Below are 21,947 nucleotides of genomic sequence, written 5' to 3'. Positions count from 1 at the left end.
ACTATTCTCCTTAAAAATCAATATGCTTTTCTGGATCGACTGCTTCTCCATTTTTAGAGATTCCAAAGTCTAGGTGTGGTCCTGTCCCTTTTCCGCTTTTACCAGAACGAGCAATTTCCTGTCCTTTGCTTACTTTATCTCCCACACCAACACTAATGCTATTTAGATGAGAATAACGAGTTACTTCCCCATTCCCATGATCAATCTTGACAGTTTTTCCATATCCACCATTTCGCCCGGCAAAAATCACTTCCCCTCCATCTGCCGCTGCAATTGGTGTTCTCATCGGTGTCCCAAGATCAACAGCAGGATGGAATGTACTGCAACCTGGGCAAGGCGGAGGGCGTTTACCAAAGTCACTTGTCATAGGATAACCAGGGGCAGGATTACTGTAATCCCCAGTTGCTTCGCCATCTCCCTCGCCACCACCAACGTTACACTCTTTCAAAACCTTAAAATACTGTTCTGCATTATTGGCAATTTCGCCCGCATCGTCAGCATTATTAACAATCTTACGTGCGTTATAAAAATCGGTTTCATTTTTGTTAATAAAATCACTTAGCTTGTGACTACCACCGGAAACTAGATTTCCTTCTGGTGTTATGCCAGTGTAGGTTCCATCTTTCATGCCTTGCACGGTAATTTTAGCACTACGCCCAGAGTCAAGAGCTAATTCTGGATTGTTGACTAGATCAACGCCACCTAACCGATTTCCCCAATATATGTAATTTTCCTTGTGAGTAATCTGTATATAACCTCTTCCATAGTAAGGTGCATACGGTTGGCTTTCTCCTCCCCACTCTTCCACTGCTTTCCCCATCAGGGATTCCTTTTGCACCGTCGCTAGCACATAAGCGGTTTGTGCTTGACTTAAGCCTGCTGCTTTCGCCTCCTCTAACAAGAGGGGAATCGAGTCTTGGGCAGTCTCCTGCATTCCGGCTGGGGCGGTTTCCACTAACTGCTCCACACAAGGACCCTCTGTGGGAACATCCTCGTCATTAGAAGGCGTTTCTTCTGGTTGATACTCCGATAGAACCTTGTCAATTTCCTCTTGGTAACTTTCAGGAATATCGACGGGAGGGGCATCGGCACCAGCGAGAATAATCATGCCTTTTTCTTGCACTGGGAACCAAGGAATGGGACCAATAAAGTAGGGCGTGCAGCCTAAGTCAACCAACCCACCTCGCATACAAACGCGAAAATACAGCCCTCGCTCCGCTTTTCCTTGCGGCTCACTTGTATCGGTTACAGCTACTTTAAAGGGAGACCCATAGACTAATCGTCCTGCTGGCTCTTTCCCGCCATTAACATTCCCGAGAACACCAAACCCACCCTCAACCTTTTGCGTCGCTCCCGATGCCCAACGTTGTCCGGTTATCCCCTCTAACCCTGAAACACCTAAATCCACGCCAAAGAAGTCAGCTAGTTCTAAATAGGCACAGGGCTTTCCCCCATCACAAGGAACAGGTTTGGTTTCGCCTTCTTTTCCACCACTGCCACTAACATAGTCGTTTGCTCCAACTTCAGGATTGCCGTACTCCGCCTGTCCCCACACCACATCCACTCGTCCAACTAAATCTAATCCGGTTGCTAGAGACTTGGGAAATTGGGAAAAGGGAACTTGATTCAGGAGTGGAATATCGGCAATGAAACTCCCTGCCCATGCTTTGAATTCCTTAATTGCAGTTTGTTTAAGTGCTGGAATCGAGGTTAAATCATACTTGGCTAAATCAATTTCACCAAAGGTTAAGTCTTTTAACGAGTCAGAATATTCTTCGACAACTTCACCAATTGTCTCGTTAAGAACAGATTCATGATCGCCCCCCAAAATATTTCCTGCAATTCCTGCTTTTTGTAGTAGGGCTTTGACGGGTTCAATTTTTTCGGCTTGAATATCAGCTAGCCCTGGAATAGCTTGGGTTAAGCTCTGAAGCGTCTGCTCTTTCATTACCCCAAAATCGTCTAAAGTAAAGCTCTCCATGGAATAGCCTGTGCGCTCAGCAATGTGTTGGAGGGCAAATTCTTCTAACCTAAAGGCTTTCTGCACATCCCCCAACATCATAACTTCCTCGATCGCGTCTCCGGCTTCCCAGGAGCGAGACGGATCATATCCCAGTTTAGAAACCAAGCTAGCAGCGATATCAATATAGCCAGAATCTTGAAGAGAAGGGAGTTCGGAGAGATCAATCTCACTCCAGTCTGGGACTTGTACTTCCTGCTGACCATTGCTATAGGTTTGGGTCGGGAGGGTTTGGGCGTTCGCGACTGCACCTGTCGAGAGCAGTAGCAGTAAACTTAGCAAAAAAGCAGCGAAATAACGCATCAATCACGACTCCTTTCCCCAATCTAGGAGTTGATGAAAAAGCGACATTGGAATTTTGCTGCGAGTAGTTGCTTTTTCAAGGTTCATTCCGTCACGCAACAGGGAAATGAGATAATTGACTTTTTTCCATTGTTGGCTCTCCGGTTTGATCGCTCCTGCACGAGTTGCTACTTGTAAGCCTGAATAAAGACCGTTAGCAAGAGCATTGGAATCTTTAAAGCTATTAGAAATCGGAGTTGGGGCTGGCGTAGTGGAATCTAAAGGAGATTCCATAGGGGGGAGGGGTTTAACATCAACTGTTGCATACTCAGGTTCACCAAAAGCGGGTTTGACCTTAAATTGGTAAAGATTTCGCCCTGATTCGCCTTGGGTAATCACCGTTAATAAAGTTGCACCGGTTCGAGACTGGGGAATATTGGGAAACTCGATCTCATTAATTTGCTTTAAGTGAATGACCGTCGCTCCTTGGTTGGTACACTGCTGTCCAGTCCCTTGCTTGCAGAGTTGCCCATCTGAGGTCAGGGTGATTCGTGAGGGGTCATCGAGCCAAACTTTTTTAATCACTTCTCCGGTAGGAATAAAGTTAATGTTGAGTCCATATCCAGACCAAACCTTAATTTCTGTCATGCGATTACTTTGGCTGGAAATTTCCTCTTGGTAAACTGTTCGACCCCATACCAACTTGGGGCTAAGCACAAATGCAGAAAAGATTAAAATCACTCCAGCTAAAATTTTTTGTGGTAGCATCGGTAAACCTCCTACATTGAAATTGATTCATTCACAAAAAGCTGCACTTCTGTTCCTTGTTCTAAGACAAAGAGTTTTTCCTGTCCTTGCACTTGCTCTAGAGCCTGTTCATTACGACGATTCATCCGCTCTAACATCTCTTGGGTCGCCCCCTGTACAGCACCAGCTAAATAGTTAGCGTCATTATTACTGGAACGACTAAAAGACCCTCCCTCACTCTCAAAGCTGAATTCTTCGTCTGCTTCATTGGCGATTTCTGCTGCTTGGGAAACTCCGGCAAGAAGCATTGCTGCCAAATCGTTACTTCCTGTATTTGGACTTTCTACCTCAGCTCGTAAAGGGCGACCGTCTTCGCCAAGGACAAGGATTGCCTGAGTTGGTAGGTTTCTTTGCGTTCCATCTTCCTGAATTGCTGAGACAATTTTCATTTTCAGTAATCCAGAATTACTCACTTGGGAAACTTGCCCCACGAGACGGGTGTCTTCTGGTAAAACCACGGTATTATTTTCTCCTTTGAGCGGTTGCGTCAACCGCAGGAGAAACTTACGGTTGGGAGTTGTTTGATTTTCCGCCCAAGCAATCGAGGTTTCTAATTCTCCTGTTACTTGGGTGCCAATGGTTACCGTTTGGGAAGCGGGTTGCTGAGTCTGCTTCGCTTGTCGCCCAGGAAGCGCACCTTCTGGTGAAGGAAGTCCTTCTTGGATTGCATTCTTTTTAGAGGCACTAGTGAGCGTTTCATTTTGTCCTGAGATTGGTTTTGGAGGAGAACCTGTTCCTCCTGAAACATCGGAGGCATTAATTAACTGCTTAGGTTGGGAGGCAATGGTTGAGGTTGGAGCTTGCTTCCCAGAGTTAGTTGCTGTACTAGGAGAGGGCGTTTGTAAGTTGCCATAACTTCCTACTTGTGAAGCTTGTAGCCACTGTTCGCGTGGACTTACCTCGGGCTCAGGTGATGGTTTTGGGGAAAAGTTATTAGTTGGTTTCGGTTGAGGAGCTGGTTTTGGAGGAGCTGGAGTTGGTTTCGGTTGAGGAGCTGGCTCCGGGGGGGTAGAAGCAATCGGTTTAGAAGAATTGGTAATGGGATCAGGTGGTTCAGAGTTTGATTGGGGATCAGGTTCCGATTGAGATGTTGTTTTTTTCGGAGACGGTTTTTCCTCTATCATTTCTGCTTGACCAGCAAATGCTAGATCTTCTTTCAGTTTGGCATTTTCTTCTTTCAGTTTGGCAATTTCACCCTTTTCCCTTTTCTCTTGCTCAGTGTCGGCGGAAGAAGGTTGATTTTGGTTCGACTTTGAAGCAGTGAAATTACCGGCGGTCAATTGCCAAAAGAGAAAGGTAATAATACTAACTCCCCCAAGAACGAAAAATAATCGCGGCAGCGGACGACGTTGTAGGGGAGGCTTGTCTTGAACTTCATTCGGTCGAACCTGATCATTAGCATCAAGGAGATCGCGTTCAACGGTATCTGAGCCTGTGTTGATGGCATCATCTTGCCAGCCGACGTTTTCTGGTATGTGTTGTTCATCCATTTTTTATCGCTTAAATTCTTCAACTTTATAAATTTGCAAGCCGCTATCACGCATGCTGTAAACAGCTTTTTGAATTTCGGAAGCCCCTTTCTCTAACGGAAACTGCGGTTGAGGAACAGTTCGCAAGTAAACCGTTTTATTAACGGGCATGGCATTACCCAAAGCATTTCCATCTTCAAAAACTAATAAATTAGCAACAAAGCTCAGTTTCCACCTTCCTTGCTCAATCTCGATTGGCTCCAGGGATGGGGGTTCAAACTGCAACACCGTTTTTTTACGTTCCTCGAAAATTCCTTGTGGGATGTATTGAGCGAGTCCTTTCAGAAACCCAGTACGGAAGTCCTCGCTCATCATGAAAGAGGCTGCCCAGGCAGCAGTGGGAACTTTTAAATCGTCATTTACTTTGACACCGGAATCAGCCTTTCCACTGGGCAATTGCCCCGACCAATTAAAGGTCATTGTTGCCCATTGCTTGACCAATCGTTTTAATACTTCCGGTGAGCGATACTCGGGATCTGTTGCAGCAACTTTTAGTGTTTTTCCATTAACCATCTGGACTAAAGATGGAGCGGGTTGATTTGCTAAGGCATTAACTTTAACTCCCTGAAACAAGAGCAATAGTAATAGCAAAAATTGGAGAGAGATGGAAACCAAAACAAATAGCGGCAAAAAGTTTTGGGAGTGAAATCGAGTCGGCTTGAATGGAAGTTTCATCATTATCGAGTAAAGCGAACAACACTAATGAGAGAAGAGGTGGCTGCCGCTGCAAGCTGTGCCCCATTTTGCCCGGCATTTTTTGCTGCCGCCCAAGCACTCCAACTTGCTAACCCAGAGGCTAATGCTGGGGCAAAAAAGCCTAACATAAACGCATACTGTAACTGTGATAAGGTCGTTGCCTCTACTTCAACAATTAGTCGCGCTGTTGTTCCCACCAGAATGTTATAGAAGAAGATGGCTAAACCGAATGATAAAAATCCGATTAGCCAAGTCCAGAAGGTTCGGGGGTGAAAAGGAATTAGAGAGGCAGCCAGGAAAAAGGGAGCTGACAAGCCTAGTAGAAACATCCCGCCCATCAGCATATTCATATAGCCCCATTGGATCGCTCTTAAGATATAATCCATATTTGATTTAACGGTGCTTCCTAAGATATAGCTTCCTGCCCGTTTCGAGACCTCTGTCAGCATAAATCGGGCATAAAACTGGTTAGGGGAGGTTTCGCTATATTCTGAGTTAGCTTTACTAATTGCCTCACTGAGCGCATTGCCAAAATCAGTAAAGATATCAAGTCCGCCACAAATTGAATCAAGTGTCCCCGAACAAAAATCATTCTGGAACTGGGCTTCTAGGTCATCAATGTTGGCTTGCAGCTCCTCAAAACATTTCTTTCTTGGATCAGTCCCGCCTGAGGTTGATGGCTCTAGATTGGCACAGGTATTAAATTGGCTCCGGAGTTGTGACGCAGCAAGATTGGTTAATTTCATTTCTTGGATGGCTTCTGCGGTACTAATGCTCCCAACTTCCTGCTGCAATACCAGTTCATTACCATAAATAATCAAGCGGTTAATCCCATAGGAGAGATTGCCCAACGTTCCCCCATTATTTGTGAGTCCAGCGAAAATCAGCACTGGAATAATTAAGTAAAACGCAGAATGGGCTAGCATTTGTCCTCGAATTAATCGAGGTGCCCAATTCATCACCCAAACGATGGTAGAAACTAACGCCAACCACAAAGCGCCATCGACAACTAAGGAATAAACTTCATTGCCAGGGGCATTCACAATCGTGTCATTCCAGATATCATCCCATCCTTGAGCAATATCCTTACTGACATTAGCACTTTGGTTGATTAGTTCAGAAGCCCCTTCTAGCGCCAGGTAAAACATTGCTACTCTCCTGTTAGATCAACCCCTGGAATATAAATACGAGCACCAGCAACGGACAGAGAGAGGTCTTGAGTTCGCTCTTCTCGTTGAGCACGGCTTTCAGCAGCAGCAAGGGCTGCACTGACATCACTGAGCATGAGATTACTGGCTGCTCCTTGCAATTTGAGATCGGATAACTGCTGAGACATTTGACGATTAATGGTCGTTTGACTCAACTCAATTGCTGATTGCGCTGCTTGCTGCTTCACAAGGTCCTTCATCACGTTTTGAGTAATATTTTTACTTTGGGCTTGGTCAGAAAGGGTTTTTACTTGTTCTAATCCCCCCTCTGCTTGACCTAGGCTTACTGACGCAGCTTCTTGTTGAGCTTGCAGAAATTCTTGACCTTCTTCGCCAATAACAGTTTGAGCAATTGCATTTGCTAATCCGCGATCACTCAAATCAGCCCGATTTTTGGCTCGTACCACTGCCTCTGGAGAATCAGCATTGCTAATCGCTTCCTCCCGATTTTGCTGTGTATCTGGAATGCCCATTGCTGGTTCACTACTTCCTCCTGATCCTGGCGTTGTTGGAATTCCTGCCAAAATATCCTCCAAATCGCCATTAATAATATCTTCGTAATAGCCTTGGATTTCTTCCCAGTAGGCTTGGGCTTCTTCTAGATACGTTTGGGCTTCACCACCAATCACATCTTCTATAACGTCATCGATTGCTCCGTTTGTCGGTAAAATTGATGCGACGACTGGAGAAGCTGCGACTAAAATACCGAAGCTCACTGTTGCGATGCTAGCTTTAATTGGCATAGGTGTCCTCTCCTTGCTTTAATAAACGAGATTGAGGAGCAATTTCACTCATGGGCTTACCAGAGCGTCGTGCTTCTGAGTAAAGCTGCATAAAGGCGATGGCTCCTTCAACCGGATCTTCATATTGTGCCATCACCCGCTCTCGTGCTCTGGACTCATCTAGATTATTAGCCGTTAGGGAAAGCAAGAGTTCACTGGGATAATACCCACATTGGGTATAGTTGCCATCTACGGAAAGCAACCAGTGAGAGCGGAGTTCACTAGGAGAGGGCTTAAAGCCTTTATTGGCACAATAATCAAGTTTCTCTTTATCAATTTTCAATGCTTCGACAAAGGAATCCTTTGCTCGGTGCTCAATGTGTCCAATCATGACAACGTTAAGCAACGAAAAAATCTGCTCTCCCGCAGCCGAGTGATAAATGGTTCCGGCATCTTGCCCAGATAAAATGACCCGAACTCCCCACTTTGCGCCATTGGCGCACAGTTGCCCAATCCGTTTAGAAATAGCGGGAAATTGAAACAGGATGGGGCTTTCATCAGTTAAGAAAAAACTTACCTCACTCTCTAGTGCCCGACGCATTAAACAGGCGTATCCGACAAGTGCCATAACCGACGCTTCATAATTGCTACTAAGATTCGTCAAGGCAAGAATCAAAGTATCTGTCTCAGGCGGAAAAGAGCTGGGTGTCGCAATCGCCGTTCCCAATTTTCCTCGCAAACAGGACCGCAGTTGTTCTATTAAAAGGGAGGCAGCTTCTTTTTGCATATTGGAAACGATGGCAGCATCATGCTCTAAATGGTGCTCCAGCCAAGTTTCTAAAAATGCACAGTAGTCATGGTAAGTGGGGGGATTTTCCCATTCGGAGGTACCAATCCCTGCTGCATTGGCTTGTCGGTATCGCTCTTGAATGGCTGGTTGAGCATGAAAGTCATTTAGCGATTGCGTGACTAGAGAACGAACCTCTTGTTCTAGCAAAGAATTATCGACATCCCCAATTGCAATGGTGACGGTCGCATCGATCTGGAATTCGATGATCTGTCGCCGTCGTTCCCTCGCATCTGGTTTTCCGCTGTAGTCTGGGAGATCCAGTAAGTTGTTGCTTTTGCTCAAGATATCATAATAACAAGCATTAAATCCAAGTTCTGATAACCGCTCAGTTAAATCTTTGTAAGTAGAAGACCCATCGGGGCGTGGAAAATCAAAGCCGATTACTGGCGTTCCGTGTAGGCAAGCCTGCACAACCCACTCACTTTGAAATAGGGATTTTCCAGAACGAGACTGCCCAAAAATTGCTAGACGGAGATGATGATCCGGGGAAAACGCATCAAGGTGGATGGGAGTGCCACTTTCGAGTGCTAATAACTCCACGCCTTTGTCGTTGACAGGGTGAGTTGAGGTTAAGGGCAATAATCCCACAGCATCTCGAGAGAGGTAAGTATCTCGCCGATCCGTTGGCAAATGTAAGAATCCTTCTTTCACATAAGGGAGGGTTTGCAGCCAAAGGCGAGGCGTGATATTCGGTTCCCGGTACGTATCACTCCCGGCAAAATAGTCGTTAAGATTGGCAAAATCGCGTTCTAGGGTTTGGGGATTTTTTCGATACAGAAACAACCCTGCTGCCACGTGGACAATCTTATCTCCATCTTGCAAAGCTCTCCGTGCTTGTGTCGCATCATCCGCTCGTTGGTCAGCCCCTACGGCAACATCCTGGTTTTGGATGGCTTGTTCGGAAACTTTATTAGAGTAACGGGTTAATCGTTCTAGTTCAAATTCGCTGACCTTCTGGTTAGTCGAGCTAAACTGAACCACAGCACGACAGTCGCCCGTTTGCTCCCAAGAAAGGACATTCCATAGGTAACGCACTTTATTACGAGCGCTACTGAATCTTTTCGGTTTTCCTAACTGCAAAACGCCACTATAGGTTCGAGACGTTGGAAAGTAAACCCACTCAGGATGGTTAGTGGGAACACTTGATATCCCATACTCTCCTTGAAACAGAACTGTAGATGCGTGTAAAAACGAATCATCGGCTTCCACTTGTAACCCGTTTCCATTGAGAAGGAGTCGCTGGGGAAGCAACGGCGCCTCTTGTTGGTGAAACTCAGCGTAATCCCGCTGCCAAAGCTCCTCTGCTGACAAAGGCTGCACCGCTAGTTCCATAATTGAGGTAAAGATAGAGTGCCACCGCAAAAAGCCTTCTCGAAACGCCAGTCCTACCATTTTCTGTAACCGTTCGTGGTCGAGGCTTTCCCGTTTGCCTTGAAAGTTTTCCCAGAAGCGATTGAGCCACAAAATTCCCTTTGAAATTAAGTCTCTATCTTGGGAGCTGACTGCTTGGGTGGGGGTATAGGTTGCTGTAATGATACTTCGCTGAATTCGTCGCCTTCCTTTATCTCGAAGCTGGCGAATGCGAACTTTTTGGCTGTAGATAAGTGCTTTTAATAAAACATGATCTATATTTTTGGTTTGTTTGTCTAGAGTTATTTGTGCTTTGTAATCTTGAGCAAGGCTTTCCTGTTCAAACGTGACGGTTTCGGTGGGAATAAACTCCTTAATTCCTGTGTTCCACTTTTCTAACAGAATATCTGCTTCCGAATTAGAGAGTTCGGCGTGAGGTCCCTGCACAGACCACCGAAATACGAATTGGAGTTGCCTTCTTCGATCTTCCAAAAGGTAAAACCCCACCTGATAGCCTTGAAGTTCAATTTGACCATAGCAGACTAGATCGGAGAAATCCTCAATGGGAGTTAAACTACCAAGTTCCGTTGCCTTAGTTTGTTTGGAGCCATGACGTTTTTTCTTCGGTAACAACGAACTAATCTCCCAATGCACACCTGTTTGAGCACGAATCCACCTCGTTTGAAAAAAGGGAAGGGTACGGAATTTATCCAGAAATTGGTACTCCTTTTCTCCCGTCAGTGCCCAGAAACTAAAACAGAGAATCACCCATAGGGGAATCATTTGAAAATACGATAAAGGAGAAATAATAGCTAGCCCTAGGGTAGGAAGAAGCATGATAATCCAATAGAAGATTTGGTTTTGGGGCAACCATCCCAACCCCAAGGTTTTGCCAACTGCTTGGTTGACTGGATAGTTCTTTTCTTTAGTAACCATTACGAGAACTGAATTGAGGATAAGGCTATGCGCTCGTACCGCTGAGGAAAATACTCATCACAAATTGAGCACCAACATAGAGCAACAGGACCATCAAAAATGGCATAAAACTTTCCCGCATTGTATTGCCATTTCTTTGTTCAAAGATGCCATACACTAGAGCACCAATGGCAACAAGACCCGCAATGATGTTGAGCATCCCGAAAATCCCTGTTGTTTGACTGCTGATGTCACCAGCACCAGCAGCGTTGAGGACATCTTGGGTAGCATCTTCCATTGGTCCGAAGAGACCACCAGTACCACTGCCACTACCAGCTGATGCAGGAGAGCCAGCTAGCATGATTAGAAAACTAATTGCTAGTGCGGTTCCAATTTGCGATGGCTTAAATCGAAATGGGGTTAAATAATGGCTTAGGAGAATTCCTACGATTAAGGAAAAGAGCCAGAAGGAAATCCAAACGCGATCGAAATGTAAAAATAAAAGTGAAGCCAAAGCAGTAATCACCAACGGTCTAACTGCTAAGTTTTTTCGAGGCTTGATCAACAAATTTGACAAAACCATATTATGACCTCTGAAAGGGAATTTTCTAATTATTGGGGGATGGTTCAATATTTTGTTCATTATTCTAGCCCAAAAATTTGGACTGTCAAGAACAAGAGTTGTAAACGTTACAACTCTTGCTAATACCTAAGTGCATTGTCAACTGACTGTCGTGAAATTAACGATGGCGATTCCCTCATTTGAAGAGTACCTTTGTACGCAAGAAAAATCAAACTCTAGTTTTTTCATGAAGATAAAAAAAGACTTAAAGTTACTCCTACTCGTCTTATGTGTACCATTCTGTTTCAACAATATCGCTTCGGCTCAGCCTGTCATTCAGTTAATTCGGTTTCAAGGTAATACACAATTTAGTGATCAAACCTTGCAGCAGCTTGTGAAAGACTGGCAAGGAAAACCACTGACAATTCCTAATTTAATCCAACTCCGCAGTCAGATTACTGATTATTACGTAGAGCAGGGGTATATTACCTCTGCTGCCTATGTCCCAGAACAAGCAATTGAGCAAGGCGTGGTAACGATTCAGGTAGTAGAGGGAGGGCTTGGGGAAATAAGAGTGAAGGGAGTGGATAATTCCCTAACGCAACAGTATGCTCGGGCTAAAATCAATCGTTTAATCGAGGAGCCTCTTCAAGAAAGGGCTCTGCGACAGTCCTTGCAGTTATTACAGCAAGATCCACGATTTGAACAAGTTAATGCAGAGCTAGTTTCGGGAGAATGGGAAGGAGTGAGTGACTTAATTGTTGATTTAAAACCAGCTCCCCCTTGGCAGTTAAGTTTAGAAATTGATAATACCCAGAATCCTGATTTTGGGGGAATTCAAGGGGGGATTACCTTGAGTAACCAGAATTTAATTGGATTGGGGGATCGCCTAAAAGCAGGTTATACGGCAAGTGAAGGGGTGGATTTGTGGCGAGCTAGTTATGAGATTCCCTTGAATGGGGGAGCGAAAGAACTTTCCTTAGGGTATCGCCAAAATGAGGTTGCTGTGGTCAGTGGCTTGGACGAAGTTGATGTTTCTTCGGTGGCAGATACGTTTTTTATCGAAATTGAGCAGGTTCTCATTACTCACCCGAGGGAGACCCTTTCGGTCAGTTTATTTTTTGATATTCGGGATTCCCAAACATTCCTTAATGGGGAGCCCTTTCCCTTCAATTTAGGAACCTTAACCGAGGACGGAGAAAGTCGCGTGCGCGTGCTGCGGTTGCAGGGACGGTACATACAGCGAGGGCGAGATTATACCTTTTTAGCGCGATCGCAGGTCTCAGCAGGATTAAATTGGTTTGATGCTACTAAAAACGACTTTAATTTTGATGGCTCGTTTGTCAGTTGGTTAGGGTCAGTGCAGTATCTAAAGCAGGTTGATGAAAATTTGGTATTTTCAGGAGAATTAGCGACACAACTCACTGGCGATGCTTTACTACCTTTAGAACAAATTGCCATTGGTGGGGTCGATTCTGTACGAGGATTTGAGCGTAATTCTCGGAGTGGGGATAATGGTATTTTGGTCTCAACAGAATTGCAGTGGTCAGTGAGGGATAAAGTGGTTCTTGTTCCTTTCTTTGATTTAGGTGTGGTTTGGAATAATAATATTGATTTAGAAGGAGTTGATCGCAAAGTCCTTTCTCCCTCACTTTTGTCTAGCGTCGGTTTGGGATTGCGTTGGCAGTTGACTGACAGCCTGCAAGTACAAGGTGACTTAGGGATTCCTTTAGTGGAAGGGGAGGGGCTAGAGCAATTGGGGACGGTGCAATTGCGGTATCAAACAAATTTTTAAGTCAAAACTCTTTTCGGAATTGCTTGGGTAAGCCAATTGAGAAGCAAGTTCGTCCCTCCCCGGTTTCCTGCAAAAAAATTTTTCCGCGATGCAGTTTAACAATGCTTTCATAGGCAATATATAACCCGAGTCCCGTTCCACTTCCCGATTTGGACGTAAATAGTAAGTCGAATATATGATCTTGATAATCAGGGTCGATTCCAACCCCATTATCAATTATCTGAATCTCAATAAAAGACCCGCGATCGCGCGTTATAACTTGAATTAATGGCGACTCTGCTTCCCATTGAGTTCGCGCAAGCAAAGCATCAAAGCTATTATCCAGTAAATTTAATAAAGCCCGTTCTAAACTGAAGGGTAAGATGGGAATGGTTTGATTATTCAGTAAGGGATCATAATCTCGAAATAGTGCAACATTGGTTGCTTTCCTCTCGCTTTGTTCCCAAGCGTGTGCTAAGACAGTTTCTAGAAAAGAAGGCAAATAATAATAAGTAACGACATTCTCTTCATAATCAGAGGCATAAGATAAAACACTATTAACAAAATCTTGAATTCGGTTTAAGTTTCGCTCCATTCCTGTTAATGAATCTCGCAATTCCTCCCATTGTTCATCATCTTCATAAAGCCAACTCATTTCTCTCACAGTAGTCAGACTGTTGCTAAGATTCCCTTCTAACATCCCTAAAACATTCCGAATATCATGGGCGAGTTTTGCCCCCAAAAAAGAAATAGAATCGCTTTTTTCTTGAGCAATTTGTAGTTGGTGAGTTTGTTCAAGTTGCTCCTGTAAAGCTGCTAATTCCCTTTCTAAATGCGAGAGGTATCGCTGTCGTTGGCGATCAGCAAGTATGAAACATTGCCCCAGTAGACTAATAAATATGACGCCGGCATAAGGAATAAAGGGAATCCACCAAGACACTAAAAATGCGATAAAACTAATGAAAAATGTCAGTGTCGTTAAAATAACAGATAGCAATAAAAAAAGTTTGAGTAAAGACGTTTTCAAATAAGAATAAAACCAAGCTAAGCTCGTTAATGCTATCCCCGCCCAGATAAATACTAAAAGTGATTCCCACACTTCGGGCAGTGTTTTTAAATTTTGCTTTTCTCCTAGAGCACTCCAAATAATTTGCTCAGTAAAAAAGCCAATACTCTCAACGCCAAAAATAGCCTCAAAAGCTCGGGAATAGGGAGTTGTAAATAAATCTTCTTGGGATGGTGCCCTGGAGCCGAGCAAGACAATTCGATTGTGAAACAGCTTGGGATCAATTTTTCCCTTAAGAACCTCTGATACAGTCACAGTAGTGAAAGATTTGTCTAAGTCTCGCCAATTCACGAGAACTTGGTAGCCCCCACCAGAAGCAACGTCAATATACCCGCCACTGTTCGGCAATACTTGTTGAAAAACTGCTTCTCCTAATTGTAACTGTCCTTTCTCAGTTGCTTTTGGTCGGATTCCTTTCGGGGCTAAATAAGCTTCTGCTAATTGGAGTGCCAAGGACGGGTGATAGGTAGCGCAGTCTCCTGACAATTGCTGCTGAGAACAGACTGATAAAAAGTTGCGACGTAAAATGCCATTGCGATCCAGCGGTACACTGACATCGCCAACTCGCCCTAGAGGAACCTTGTCTGGTGCGGTGATCTGCTCTTGCTGGGAACCTAAAAATCGGGCGGGAAGATACAACCGAGATTCAGTTTGAAATAATTGCTTAAGGGGTTGATAAGCAATTGGCGATTCCCGAAAAAAATCCAATCCCACCAAAGCAGGATCTTGATTCAAAATCTTTGATAGGATGGCAAATAGGGTCTGGTCCGATAAAGTCGGTTCTTGCAACTCTCTAATATCGGACTCAGTATATCCGACAATCACAATTTGAGGGGAACGCGCCACTGATTGGATTGACGAGCGCATTAAAAACATCAAATCATAATGGGATAACTCTAACACTTGCAGCACCCCCCATCCTCGAATGAGAAGGATCAGTAAAGCGGTTAAGATTGCCGTCCCAATCCATGACTGTTTAGCAATCGTCTTTAATTTTCGCATCACACAGGAGTTTCTGGAATACTAAATCATTATCTTTGCGGTATGCTAGAGCAATGGCATCATACCAAAGTCCTTGTTCAGCTAAACGAATCGGATCAGATTTAAGTTTAGGGGATAAATTTAAGGAACGATATTGAAATTCAACGCGAGCATAAGGATTTAAGGCTAACTCAGAGCGACATTGGATAACCAATGTCCAATAATAGTTCCCTTCTGGCAATTTCTGCTCTCGTTTAGGTAGTTGGATAAAATTGATGCCGGATTTTGCCTGTATCTGTTTTTGATACCATACCTTCCCTTGCTGATCATTTAAGATGATTTGCACTGGGACATCAAAAGTCGCGGGAAAATGAACGAGTACTTTGGGTGCTGATGCAGTAACAGCGATGTGGTTTTTAGGAGCTAGCAATTGGGGAAACTCCTTTACAGAAATACAGGACTCTCGCCGCGTCCCTTGAACCTCAGTCTGTTGCTCCTCCCCACCTTCATTGGGTGGGCGATACTGAGCTTGAGCCGAAAGCATTAAACTATTCGTTATTAAAGCTGATGTTAACAATAAATTTCGTACTTGCATAACTCAATTTTTACCCAAAATTATATTATCAAAGTTTAGCAACAATTTAACTGTCATTCTCTGATGACACTTTGTTAGAAAAAGGCAGTAGAATTTGAATTTCTAACAAAATATTTAACAATCGTAAATAGCGACCCACTAACAATGGAACTTGAAATCCCTCAATTAACCAATTACTAACGGTTGTTTCTTTATACCCAGTCAAATTCGCTAATAGTGCACAGCAGGCTCGACGATAACCATAATCACCAGGTGATTTTCCTTTCATAACGGGAACCCACTTTTCGCAAAAATTAGCTGGGGACATCGGTTTTATTGCAATAAAAGTTTCATTCTCAAATGACATAAATTGAGGAACTTGTAGAATTAAAATAGAATTCATTATTATATGTCCTACAAACTAAACAATGCCGAGAAAAGTACTAATCGTAGAAGATGAGCTTGATTTTCAACAGATGTTGAAGCGCACATTAGAAAAAAATACCAAGCAATACTTTTACGAAGTAGAATGGGCGACGACCGGACAGGAAGGAATTGACAAAGCAAAAGAATTTTTCCCAGAACTAATCTTGTTGGATATGAACCTCCCCAAAAAAAATGGGTTTCAGGTCATTGAAGAATTGGCAAATGAGGATTATATTAAGCGGATTGTTCCCATCACTGGGCGCTTTCAGGAAAAACATCTGCAAAAATTAACCAGCCAACCAAAAATTCAAGAATACATTATTAAGGGCAAACAAAACAATAAACACTATGTTGAAGTGATCTTTAGAAATGAACTCTCTGACAACAGTTTTCACTATGAGGAGTTGGACCCAAAGTTAGCAGAATTCATTAGCGAAAAGGCTCAAGCGATTCAAATTATTTTTCATCGTCAGTTGAAAGATGTTGTTAAAACTGGAAATCTTTTATCTGAGGTTAAAGCAAGGCTTGAATATGGGCAATTTCTGCGTTGGCTCAGAACTGAACTTGATTGTAGCCACTCTCTAGCTCGTAAGTTCATACGTACCGCTGAAACATTTAATCAAATTGATATTGAAAACCTCGATATTTCTCCCAGCGCTGCTTATGCGATCGCGCAATCGAATATTCCCGCTCCTGTCAAAGAAGAGTTAATTGGACGGGCTCGACAAGGCGAAAAAATTTTGCCGAAGTTGGTCAAACAAGTTCGCGATCGGTATGAACAACAAGGTAATCCAAAAGTTATCGAAGCAGCTAGTGATGATACATTGGAAGTAACATCCGAGGTTCCCTCTGAAAAGCCAGCTACAGTAACTAATACTCAGCATTCAGGCGAAATTCTTAAAGTTACTAAGTCGAATCGGTGGCTCGAACTAGGGTCGCATCGTATTTATTGTGGATCTCCTGATAGCAAAGAATTCCAAAAAGCTCTTCCCGATCCCATTATTCTACTTTTATATTTTCCCCCCTCCTTTACAACTGAACTCCCTGCCTTCCCTCAAAAAATTCAGCAATACATTACGATTTACACTGAATACAAGGATGAAGTGAGTAGCTCGGATTGGGGAGAAATTCTTAATCCTACCCTTACTGCCAGTATGGAACGATTTACACAGGAACAGGAAACAATTGTTTTCTGCTATTTACCTGATCCCACTCTTCTTATTCATAGCCATTTAATTAACTGTCATACAATCACTGCTGAACCCAGGAAAGAACAGTGCGACCAGTTAGTTGAGTTGTGGGAACAGAGAAAAGATACTCGCACCTTGACATGATTGTTGATCAATGCTACCAAGTGTGTAAATAAATAGTTTTAGTTAAATGCTTCGCCCCTACCAGAAAGAAGTAATAGCTGAGGTCTATCATAAAATTCGTTGTGGCAAGTACAAACTTTTAGTGTTTTCTGCAACCGGAAGTGGCAAGACAATTATACTCAGCAAAATTATAGCGGACGCGCGATCACGCAATCGTCGTAGTCTCATCCTCGTCCACCGTGACCCTTTAATTCAACAGACTGCCAATAAGCTTAACGCGTTTGGGTTAGATTGTGGATTTATTAAGGCAGGCTGGGCAGAAAATCGCGGTGCTCTTATTCAAGTGGCTTCAGTTCAAACCCTTGCAAATCGGCATTGGTGGCGAGAGTGGGACACAGATTTAATTATCTTTGATGAATGCCATATTACTGCTTTTAGTCGTATGGCTCAAGAAATTCTGGCAACTTATCCCAAAGCGATTTATTTAGGACTAACTGCAACCCCTTGGCGACTGAGTAAAGGAGAAGAAATGGGAGATGTGTTTACTGACTTAGTTACTGCTCCTATGCCTTGTGAATTAATTGATCAGGGATTTCTCATTAAACCTTCCTATTACAGTGCAGGTCAAGCACAATTAGAAGAAGCAGGAACCCTTCAAGGAGAGTTTAATCCAAAAGACTTAGCTTTTTTATGTGATCGCGTTGAACTGATTGAACAAATTACCAGGGAGTGGTTTCGGCTCGGGTTTAACCGACGCACGATTGTTTTTGCGGTTAATGTTACCCATAGCCAAAATCTATGCTCGGCTTTTGAGAGGCAAGGAATCGCCTCTCGTCATATTGACGGGAATACCCCAATCTCTCTTCGCAATGAAATTTACCAAGAACTTGCCAACCACAAAATATCAGTTTTGTGTTCTTGCCTTACCTTAACGGAAGGATTTGATGTCCCCAGTGTTGATGCAATTTTGCTGTGTCGCCCGACTCAATCCAAAGCACTGTATTTCCAAATGGTGGGACGTGGACTGAGACTTAGTCCCAGTACAGAAAAAACTGACTGTCTAATTTTAGATCAGGGGGGAAATATTGAACGTCATGGCTTTGTTGAGGATTTAAAGCGAGAAGATATTGAACTCAATCCTAGCCCAGAAAAAGAACAGGGCAAGCCTCCCACAAAGGTTTGTGCTTGTGGGAAGCTTCTCTATGCGTTTCGTTTAGAATGTCCTAGTTGTAGGCATTCTTTTGAAATTAAACAGAAGTACGCGATCGCAGTGGGGCTGGAACGATTTTTAACTGAGAGTGATGTGGAACGGTTGGAATTCTACCGAAAGCTATTGAAAAAATCCTTCCAAAGAAAAATTCCGCCTACTTGGGCAGCAAGCAAGTTCAAAGAGAAATATGGACATTTTCCTCCTTGGGACTGGGCACGTAGCGCTGTGTTTGACGGACAACCATCGCCAAAACAAAAAGAGATTTATCGGGAATATATTATCCAAGCAGCTCAGAAGAAAAATAAAGGAAAACATTGGATTGAAAGATACCTAACACTGGAATTTAATAGTGATTAAAGGAGTAGCCATGGAAGATTTGAACACTAACTACCGAGCAATCAAAAATCTCGCCATCGAAAATGGATACAGCCAAAATGATTCACATAAACTAGCAGAAACCTTTCTCCAAGCCGTATTAAAGGCGCAAAATGGAAATTATGCAGCTTATGAGGAGGCTTACAACAACATTTTAAAACCACTGATGGATTGATATATCAAACGCGTATCATTTTCCCAATAATATTAATAAACTCACGTGCATCAAGCAGCTAATGGGGGAAAGTTTTCCTTTTTCTCTAGCTGGGAAAGCCAGTAAGCAAAGATCTCACCCGTCCGGCTATTTTGTTGCTGTATCCTGTAGGTGCGGTAACGCTCCCCTTGTTTCCCCCGTTGCCCTAAACATTCCAGTTTGTAGCCGATACGGTCTAAGAGTTTCCCAAGAGTCCTAATGGGCGTTTCATTCGGTGATACGGTCAAACCGGTTAACGCCTTAATGGTTTTGAGATTATGCGGTGTGAGCTTGGCTTGTAAAGTTTCCCACCAGGGCTGTAATCGCTCATTGGTGATTTCGCCTTTCATCTGAAGAATTTCAAAAATGTTGAACGCATTAGCAAATAGTTCTACCTTGGCTTTGTACTTGTTGCGGTTAAAATCAGGTTGGAACGGCTTGTAATTAGTTTTCTCAGCGTGTTTTTTAGCTTCAGTGGTATCGCGTTCCTCAGCGCGATCGCGTGCCTGAGTGAGCCAAAATTGCAGTCTCAGCTTCGGATAGATTCTGTTATCGTCTTGTTCAATTAGTTCTTGGTTAGGTGTTACACCATAAGTTCGTTCTAATTTCCCCTTTTGCCACTGTCGCTGTTGAGAATTGGTCAATTCCCGTTGATTTTCTAATTCTTGGAACTGCTGATCATCAGGGGAAGAGGCATCTAAAACTTCTCGAATTCGCGTTTGATAGTTTTCCTCCTTGCTTGCTTTCAGGGTATCCCTCCACATTTCTCGTTCCTCATCAGATAGACTGTTTCCAGGCGCGATCACGTAACCATCTCGTTGCATTCCTTCTAGGGCGATCTCTCGAAAAGCAGACAAGCCTAGATTGTGTCGTGCTACATAATCGGCAAAGGCTTTGGTGTGGCAAGCATGGCAATCAAAATCTAATTGTAAAGCCTCCAGTTTGGATAAGAATGCAGTATGCATCTTCGTTTGTTGCTTCTGGCTTCCCAGCACGGAACGGGCGTCGGTTCCGCCCCCTTCCATCTGATGGTTAACGCCAATTTTTGGGAAGTAAACATGACGGTTAACGTTGGCGCGGACTCGCTCAATGGCTTGACGGCTCGCATTCTCTGATTGCGCGCCTACCTGCACTGAATAAACGGCATCAAAATGGTTTTCCATATCGATGCTAATACCTGTGTTAACAATTGGAGAAGTAATTAAGACTTGGTAGTGAGGGAGAATCTGGTCTAATTGTTCGGTAAAGTTATAGGCAGGATGTTCGGGGTTAGCAACGGTTTCCTTGTCTCCTCTGAGTACTTTGACATCAGGGTAAATGGCTTTGATTAACGCTTCTAAGTTAATGGTTCCCAGTTTACTTTTCGGCTTCTGGGAGTCGGTGACAATGTGGAGCGTTTCACCGCGCGCGATCGCGCTGATGGCTTCAGCAATTAAATCCTCGGGATGCTCATAATGATAAGCGGTGCGTCCTTTGGCGGGTTGGCACTCGTTAACAATTACTTTTTGGTTACATCCGCCTGCTAAACTATTGATATAGCTGAGGGAAGTCGAGGAGAGGTCAGCGTCAGCTAGGTAAATTTTAGAAGCGACTTGGCATAAAAGCCCGAGATTAATTAAAACCTCTTCTCGATAGTTTTTAATGTCGGTGCCAGTGCTAGTGAGGATATGTTTTAGCACTTGGTCCACTTCATCAATGACTAAAATGCACCCTTCCCAGTCTTCGGGCTGAAATCTAGCTTGGCTATTTGAGTGCAGCGAATCAGCAGTAATCGCTAAGCCTAACGCACCTTTTGTTTCAGACGTTCTCACATTATATTGAGTATCAATGCCTAAGCGCTCTCCCAAATTCTCAGTTAAGCGAATGAGAGAGCTTAGTGCTAAGATTCTTGTACCCCTATTACGTGCTTTGACAGTGGCAGCGGCGATCGCGCCGGTTTTATTCGTTCCTTTTGCAGATTTAATGCCAACGATCTTGGCGTTACTCTGAATATCCTTAGCGTCGAGGTAACGTTTGTTCAGTCGCTGATCGACATTTTGCAGTTTTTCTTCAAAGTAGAGCCATGCGGATAATGACAGTCGTGATTCCCAAACTTGACTAAACCACTGGTTACTATTGGCGACAATCGCGTCATCAATGCCTTTCCCTGCTTCGGGTGACCAAGAGAGAATCGAGGGTTTTCCCCCTTCTTTGCTCAAAACTTTCCCGAGAACCGTTTGGGCAATTTTAACTTGGTGGCGAGTCGTGATTTTTGTATCTTCATCAAAAGCAATCACGAATTCCCGTCGCACCTGGGTTAATGGCTTGAGGTAGCGGGTCAATTCTTTAATTCGTTTCTCCCTTCCTTTACCATTAGTTACCTTCGGAGCATCTTGATCGATCCAGTTCCAGATTCCAGGGAGCGCGATCGCACATTTTCCCTGTGATAAAAGAGAACAAGCTTTTTTAACACCTTCAGTGATCGTTACAGGGAGAGGGTATTGAGATACCGCTTGCCAAAACTCTTGATCTTCTTGAAGCGCAAGCCAAAGTAAATCACCCATCTCAGATTGTTGGTCCATTCCAGAGCAAGAACTGGTTCCATCCCCCACTCGACTAAATCTAGCATCAAGCTCTCCGAGTTCTCGTTCAAGATCAATTCGTTTAAGCTCATGTTGTAGGTTTGTAATTCTGATATTGCTTCTAGGGTTTTGTCCTGGAGGGCAGCTTTGTCCGAATCCTCTGCTAGTTCGATGTCTTTCCAGTTGTTTGCGTTTAGAGCAATTCCTTTCTCCAATAAACTGGATACCGTTTTTCCCCAGTCTTTCATCGCTTCGGGCGTTATCTCTTCTTTGGGAGGAGATAACTGCGTTAATTCTTTCAGAGAGTGCTTTTTGGAACCCATAGTCTTTACTTTGCAGTGCAACCTTCACTGCTATTCTAAATGAAATTCTGGGGACAAAGATTGCAGTGGGTTGATTGCGGGGGTGTTCGTATTTGATGGTTTTCCCATCTTGATTCTGGCGAGGGGTGTCGGGCTTCAGGCAAAGGAAATTTGACGCTTCATTGGTTATTAAATCAAGACCACAAAACTGCCATCCCCCAGCATTCAAGA

General features: G+C 43.7%; 17 protein-coding genes. 4 read left to right on the top strand and 13 right to left on the bottom strand.

Going from position 1 to position 21,947, the window contains the following annotated elements; all coding sequences use genetic code 11:
* Positions 1-10 precede the first annotated feature (10 nt).
* The 8 genes from GVY04_04990 to GVY04_04955 are packed head-to-tail and all read right to left on the bottom strand — an operon-like array spanning position 11 to position 10,908.
* Complete coding sequence (locus GVY04_04990; protein NBD15509.1) at positions 11-2,326, bottom strand: peptidoglycan DD-metalloendopeptidase family protein; 2,316 nt, start codon at positions 2,324-2,326, stop codon at positions 11-13.
* Positions 2,327-3,070, bottom strand: coding sequence for a hypothetical protein (locus GVY04_04985; GenBank protein NBD15508.1), 744 nt, complete (start codon positions 3,068-3,070; stop codon positions 2,327-2,329).
* An 11-nt stretch (positions 3,071-3,081) separates the two neighbouring features.
* Positions 3,082-4,599 carry a hypothetical protein gene (locus tag GVY04_04980; protein NBD15507.1) on the bottom strand — a complete coding sequence of 506 codons (1,518 nt, stop codon included), beginning with the start codon at positions 4,597-4,599 and terminating at the stop codon, positions 3,082-3,084.
* Positions 4,600-4,602: 3 nt separating this feature from the next.
* On the bottom strand, positions 4,603-5,316 hold the full coding sequence (locus GVY04_04975) for a hypothetical protein (GenBank protein ID NBD15506.1): 714 nt from the start codon (positions 5,314-5,316) through the stop codon (positions 4,603-4,605).
* Complete coding sequence (locus GVY04_04970; protein NBD15505.1) at positions 5,316-6,482, bottom strand: hypothetical protein; 1,167 nt, start codon at positions 6,480-6,482, stop codon at positions 5,316-5,318. Before GVY04_04970 ends, GVY04_04975 begins: the two co-directional genes overlap by 1 nt.
* Before the next feature lie 2 nt (positions 6,483-6,484).
* Positions 6,485-7,285 carry a hypothetical protein gene (locus GVY04_04965; GenBank protein ID NBD15504.1) on the bottom strand — a complete coding sequence of 267 codons (801 nt, stop codon included), beginning with the start codon at positions 7,283-7,285 and terminating at the stop codon, positions 6,485-6,487.
* Positions 7,275-10,400 (bottom strand): hypothetical protein, encoded by a 3,126-nt coding sequence (locus GVY04_04960; GenBank protein NBD15503.1) that lies wholly within the window; start codon positions 10,398-10,400, stop codon positions 7,275-7,277. The genes GVY04_04965 and GVY04_04960 overlap by 11 nt, the downstream gene beginning before the upstream one ends.
* A 25-nt stretch (positions 10,401-10,425) precedes the next feature.
* A complete protein-coding gene (locus GVY04_04955) occupies positions 10,426-10,908 on the bottom strand; it encodes a hypothetical protein (protein ID NBD15502.1) in 483 nt (160 codons plus the stop codon).
* A 217-nt stretch (positions 10,909-11,125) separates the two neighbouring features.
* Here GVY04_04955 and GVY04_04950 point away from each other — a divergent pair, with 217 nt between their 5' ends.
* Positions 11,126-12,736, top strand: coding sequence for a BamA/TamA family outer membrane protein (locus GVY04_04950; GenBank protein ID NBD15501.1), 1,611 nt, complete (start codon positions 11,126-11,128; stop codon positions 12,734-12,736).
* Between the two features lies 1 nt (position 12,737).
* Here the strand turns inward: GVY04_04950 and GVY04_04945 are convergent, their stop codons facing one another.
* Genes GVY04_04945 through GVY04_04935 form a run of 3 tightly spaced genes read right to left on the bottom strand, consistent with a single transcriptional unit; the run spans position 12,738 to position 15,739 of the window.
* Positions 12,738-14,783, bottom strand: coding sequence for a CHASE2 domain-containing protein (locus tag GVY04_04945; protein NBD15500.1), 2,046 nt, complete (start codon positions 14,781-14,783; stop codon positions 12,738-12,740).
* Positions 14,758-15,357: a DUF928 domain-containing protein gene (locus GVY04_04940; GenBank protein ID NBD15499.1), complete on the bottom strand. Its 600-nt coding sequence runs from the start codon at positions 15,355-15,357 to the stop codon at positions 14,758-14,760. Before GVY04_04940 ends, GVY04_04945 begins: the two co-directional genes overlap by 26 nt.
* A gap of 46 nt (positions 15,358-15,403) precedes the next feature.
* On the bottom strand, positions 15,404-15,739 hold the full coding sequence (locus GVY04_04935) for a hypothetical protein (protein NBD15498.1): 336 nt from the start codon (positions 15,737-15,739) through the stop codon (positions 15,404-15,406).
* A gap of 25 nt (positions 15,740-15,764) precedes the next feature.
* On the opposite strand from GVY04_04935, the gene GVY04_04930 reads away from it, so the two are divergent.
* The 3 genes from GVY04_04930 to GVY04_04920 are packed head-to-tail and all read left to right on the top strand — an operon-like array spanning position 15,765 to position 18,835.
* Positions 15,765-17,096, top strand: a complete 1,332-nt coding sequence (locus GVY04_04930) for a response regulator (protein NBD15497.1) — start codon at positions 15,765-15,767, stop codon at positions 17,094-17,096.
* Between the two features lie 46 nt (positions 17,097-17,142).
* Complete coding sequence (locus GVY04_04925) at positions 17,143-18,642, top strand: DEAD/DEAH box helicase family protein (GenBank protein ID NBD15496.1); 1,500 nt, start codon at positions 17,143-17,145, stop codon at positions 18,640-18,642.
* Between the two features lie 10 nt (positions 18,643-18,652).
* The gene (locus GVY04_04920; protein NBD15495.1) at positions 18,653-18,835 is read left to right on the top strand and encodes a hypothetical protein; all 183 of its coding nucleotides are present in this window, start codon (positions 18,653-18,655) and stop codon (positions 18,833-18,835) included.
* A gap of 50 nt (positions 18,836-18,885) precedes the next feature.
* Here the strand turns inward: GVY04_04920 and GVY04_04915 are convergent, their stop codons facing one another.
* Entirely contained in the window at positions 18,886-21,396 is a 2,511-nt protein-coding gene (locus GVY04_04915) for a DUF3854 domain-containing protein (GenBank protein ID NBD15494.1), read from the bottom strand.
* Positions 21,318-21,737 (bottom strand): hypothetical protein, encoded by a 420-nt coding sequence (locus tag GVY04_04910; protein ID NBD15493.1) that lies wholly within the window; start codon positions 21,735-21,737, stop codon positions 21,318-21,320. The genes GVY04_04915 and GVY04_04910 overlap by 79 nt, the downstream gene beginning before the upstream one ends.
* Between the last annotated feature and the right edge of the window lie 210 nt (positions 21,738-21,947).

The sequence above is a fragment of the Cyanobacteria bacterium GSL.Bin1 genome (genome assembly GCA_009909085.1).
GTDB lineage: Bacteria > Cyanobacteriota > Cyanobacteriia > Cyanobacteriales > Rubidibacteraceae > Halothece.
Note: the sequence above shows the minus strand (reverse complement) of the source record. Positions and strands in the feature narration are given on the sequence as shown.

Coding starts and splice junctions, on each gene's coding strand:
- GVY04_04985 (NBD15508.1), bottom strand. CDS start 3,070: ATGCTACCACAAAAAATTTTAGCTGGAGTGATTTTAATCTTTTCTGCA.
- GVY04_04980 (NBD15507.1), bottom strand. CDS start 4,599: ATGGATGAACAACACATACCAGAAAACGTCGGCTGGCAAGATGATGCC.
- GVY04_04975 (NBD15506.1), bottom strand. CDS start 5,316: ATGATGAAACTTCCATTCAAGCCGACTCGATTTCACTCCCAAAACTTT.
- GVY04_04970 (NBD15505.1), bottom strand. CDS start 6,482: ATGTTTTACCTGGCGCTAGAAGGGGCTTCTGAACTAATCAACCAAAGT.
- GVY04_04965 (NBD15504.1), bottom strand. CDS start 7,285: ATGCCAATTAAAGCTAGCATCGCAACAGTGAGCTTCGGTATTTTAGTC.
- GVY04_04960 (NBD15503.1), bottom strand. CDS start 10,400: ATGGTTACTAAAGAAAAGAACTATCCAGTCAACCAAGCAGTTGGCAAA.
- GVY04_04950 (NBD15501.1), top strand. CDS start 11,126: ATGGCGATTCCCTCATTTGAAGAGTACCTTTGTACGCAAGAAAAATCA.
- GVY04_04945 (NBD15500.1), bottom strand. CDS start 14,783: ATGCGAAAATTAAAGACGATTGCTAAACAGTCATGGATTGGGACGGCA.
- GVY04_04940 (NBD15499.1), bottom strand. CDS start 15,357: ATGCAAGTACGAAATTTATTGTTAACATCAGCTTTAATAACGAATAGT.
- GVY04_04935 (NBD15498.1), bottom strand. CDS start 15,739: ATGAATTCTATTTTAATTCTACAAGTTCCTCAATTTATGTCATTTGAG.
- GVY04_04930 (NBD15497.1), top strand. CDS start 15,765: ATGCCGAGAAAAGTACTAATCGTAGAAGATGAGCTTGATTTTCAACAG.
- GVY04_04925 (NBD15496.1), top strand. CDS start 17,143: ATGCTTCGCCCCTACCAGAAAGAAGTAATAGCTGAGGTCTATCATAAA.
- GVY04_04920 (NBD15495.1), top strand. CDS start 18,653: ATGGAAGATTTGAACACTAACTACCGAGCAATCAAAAATCTCGCCATC.
- GVY04_04915 (NBD15494.1), bottom strand. CDS start 21,396: ATGGGTGATTTACTTTGGCTTGCGCTTCAAGAAGATCAAGAGTTTTGG.
- GVY04_04910 (NBD15493.1), bottom strand. CDS start 21,737: ATGGGTTCCAAAAAGCACTCTCTGAAAGAATTAACGCAGTTATCTCCT.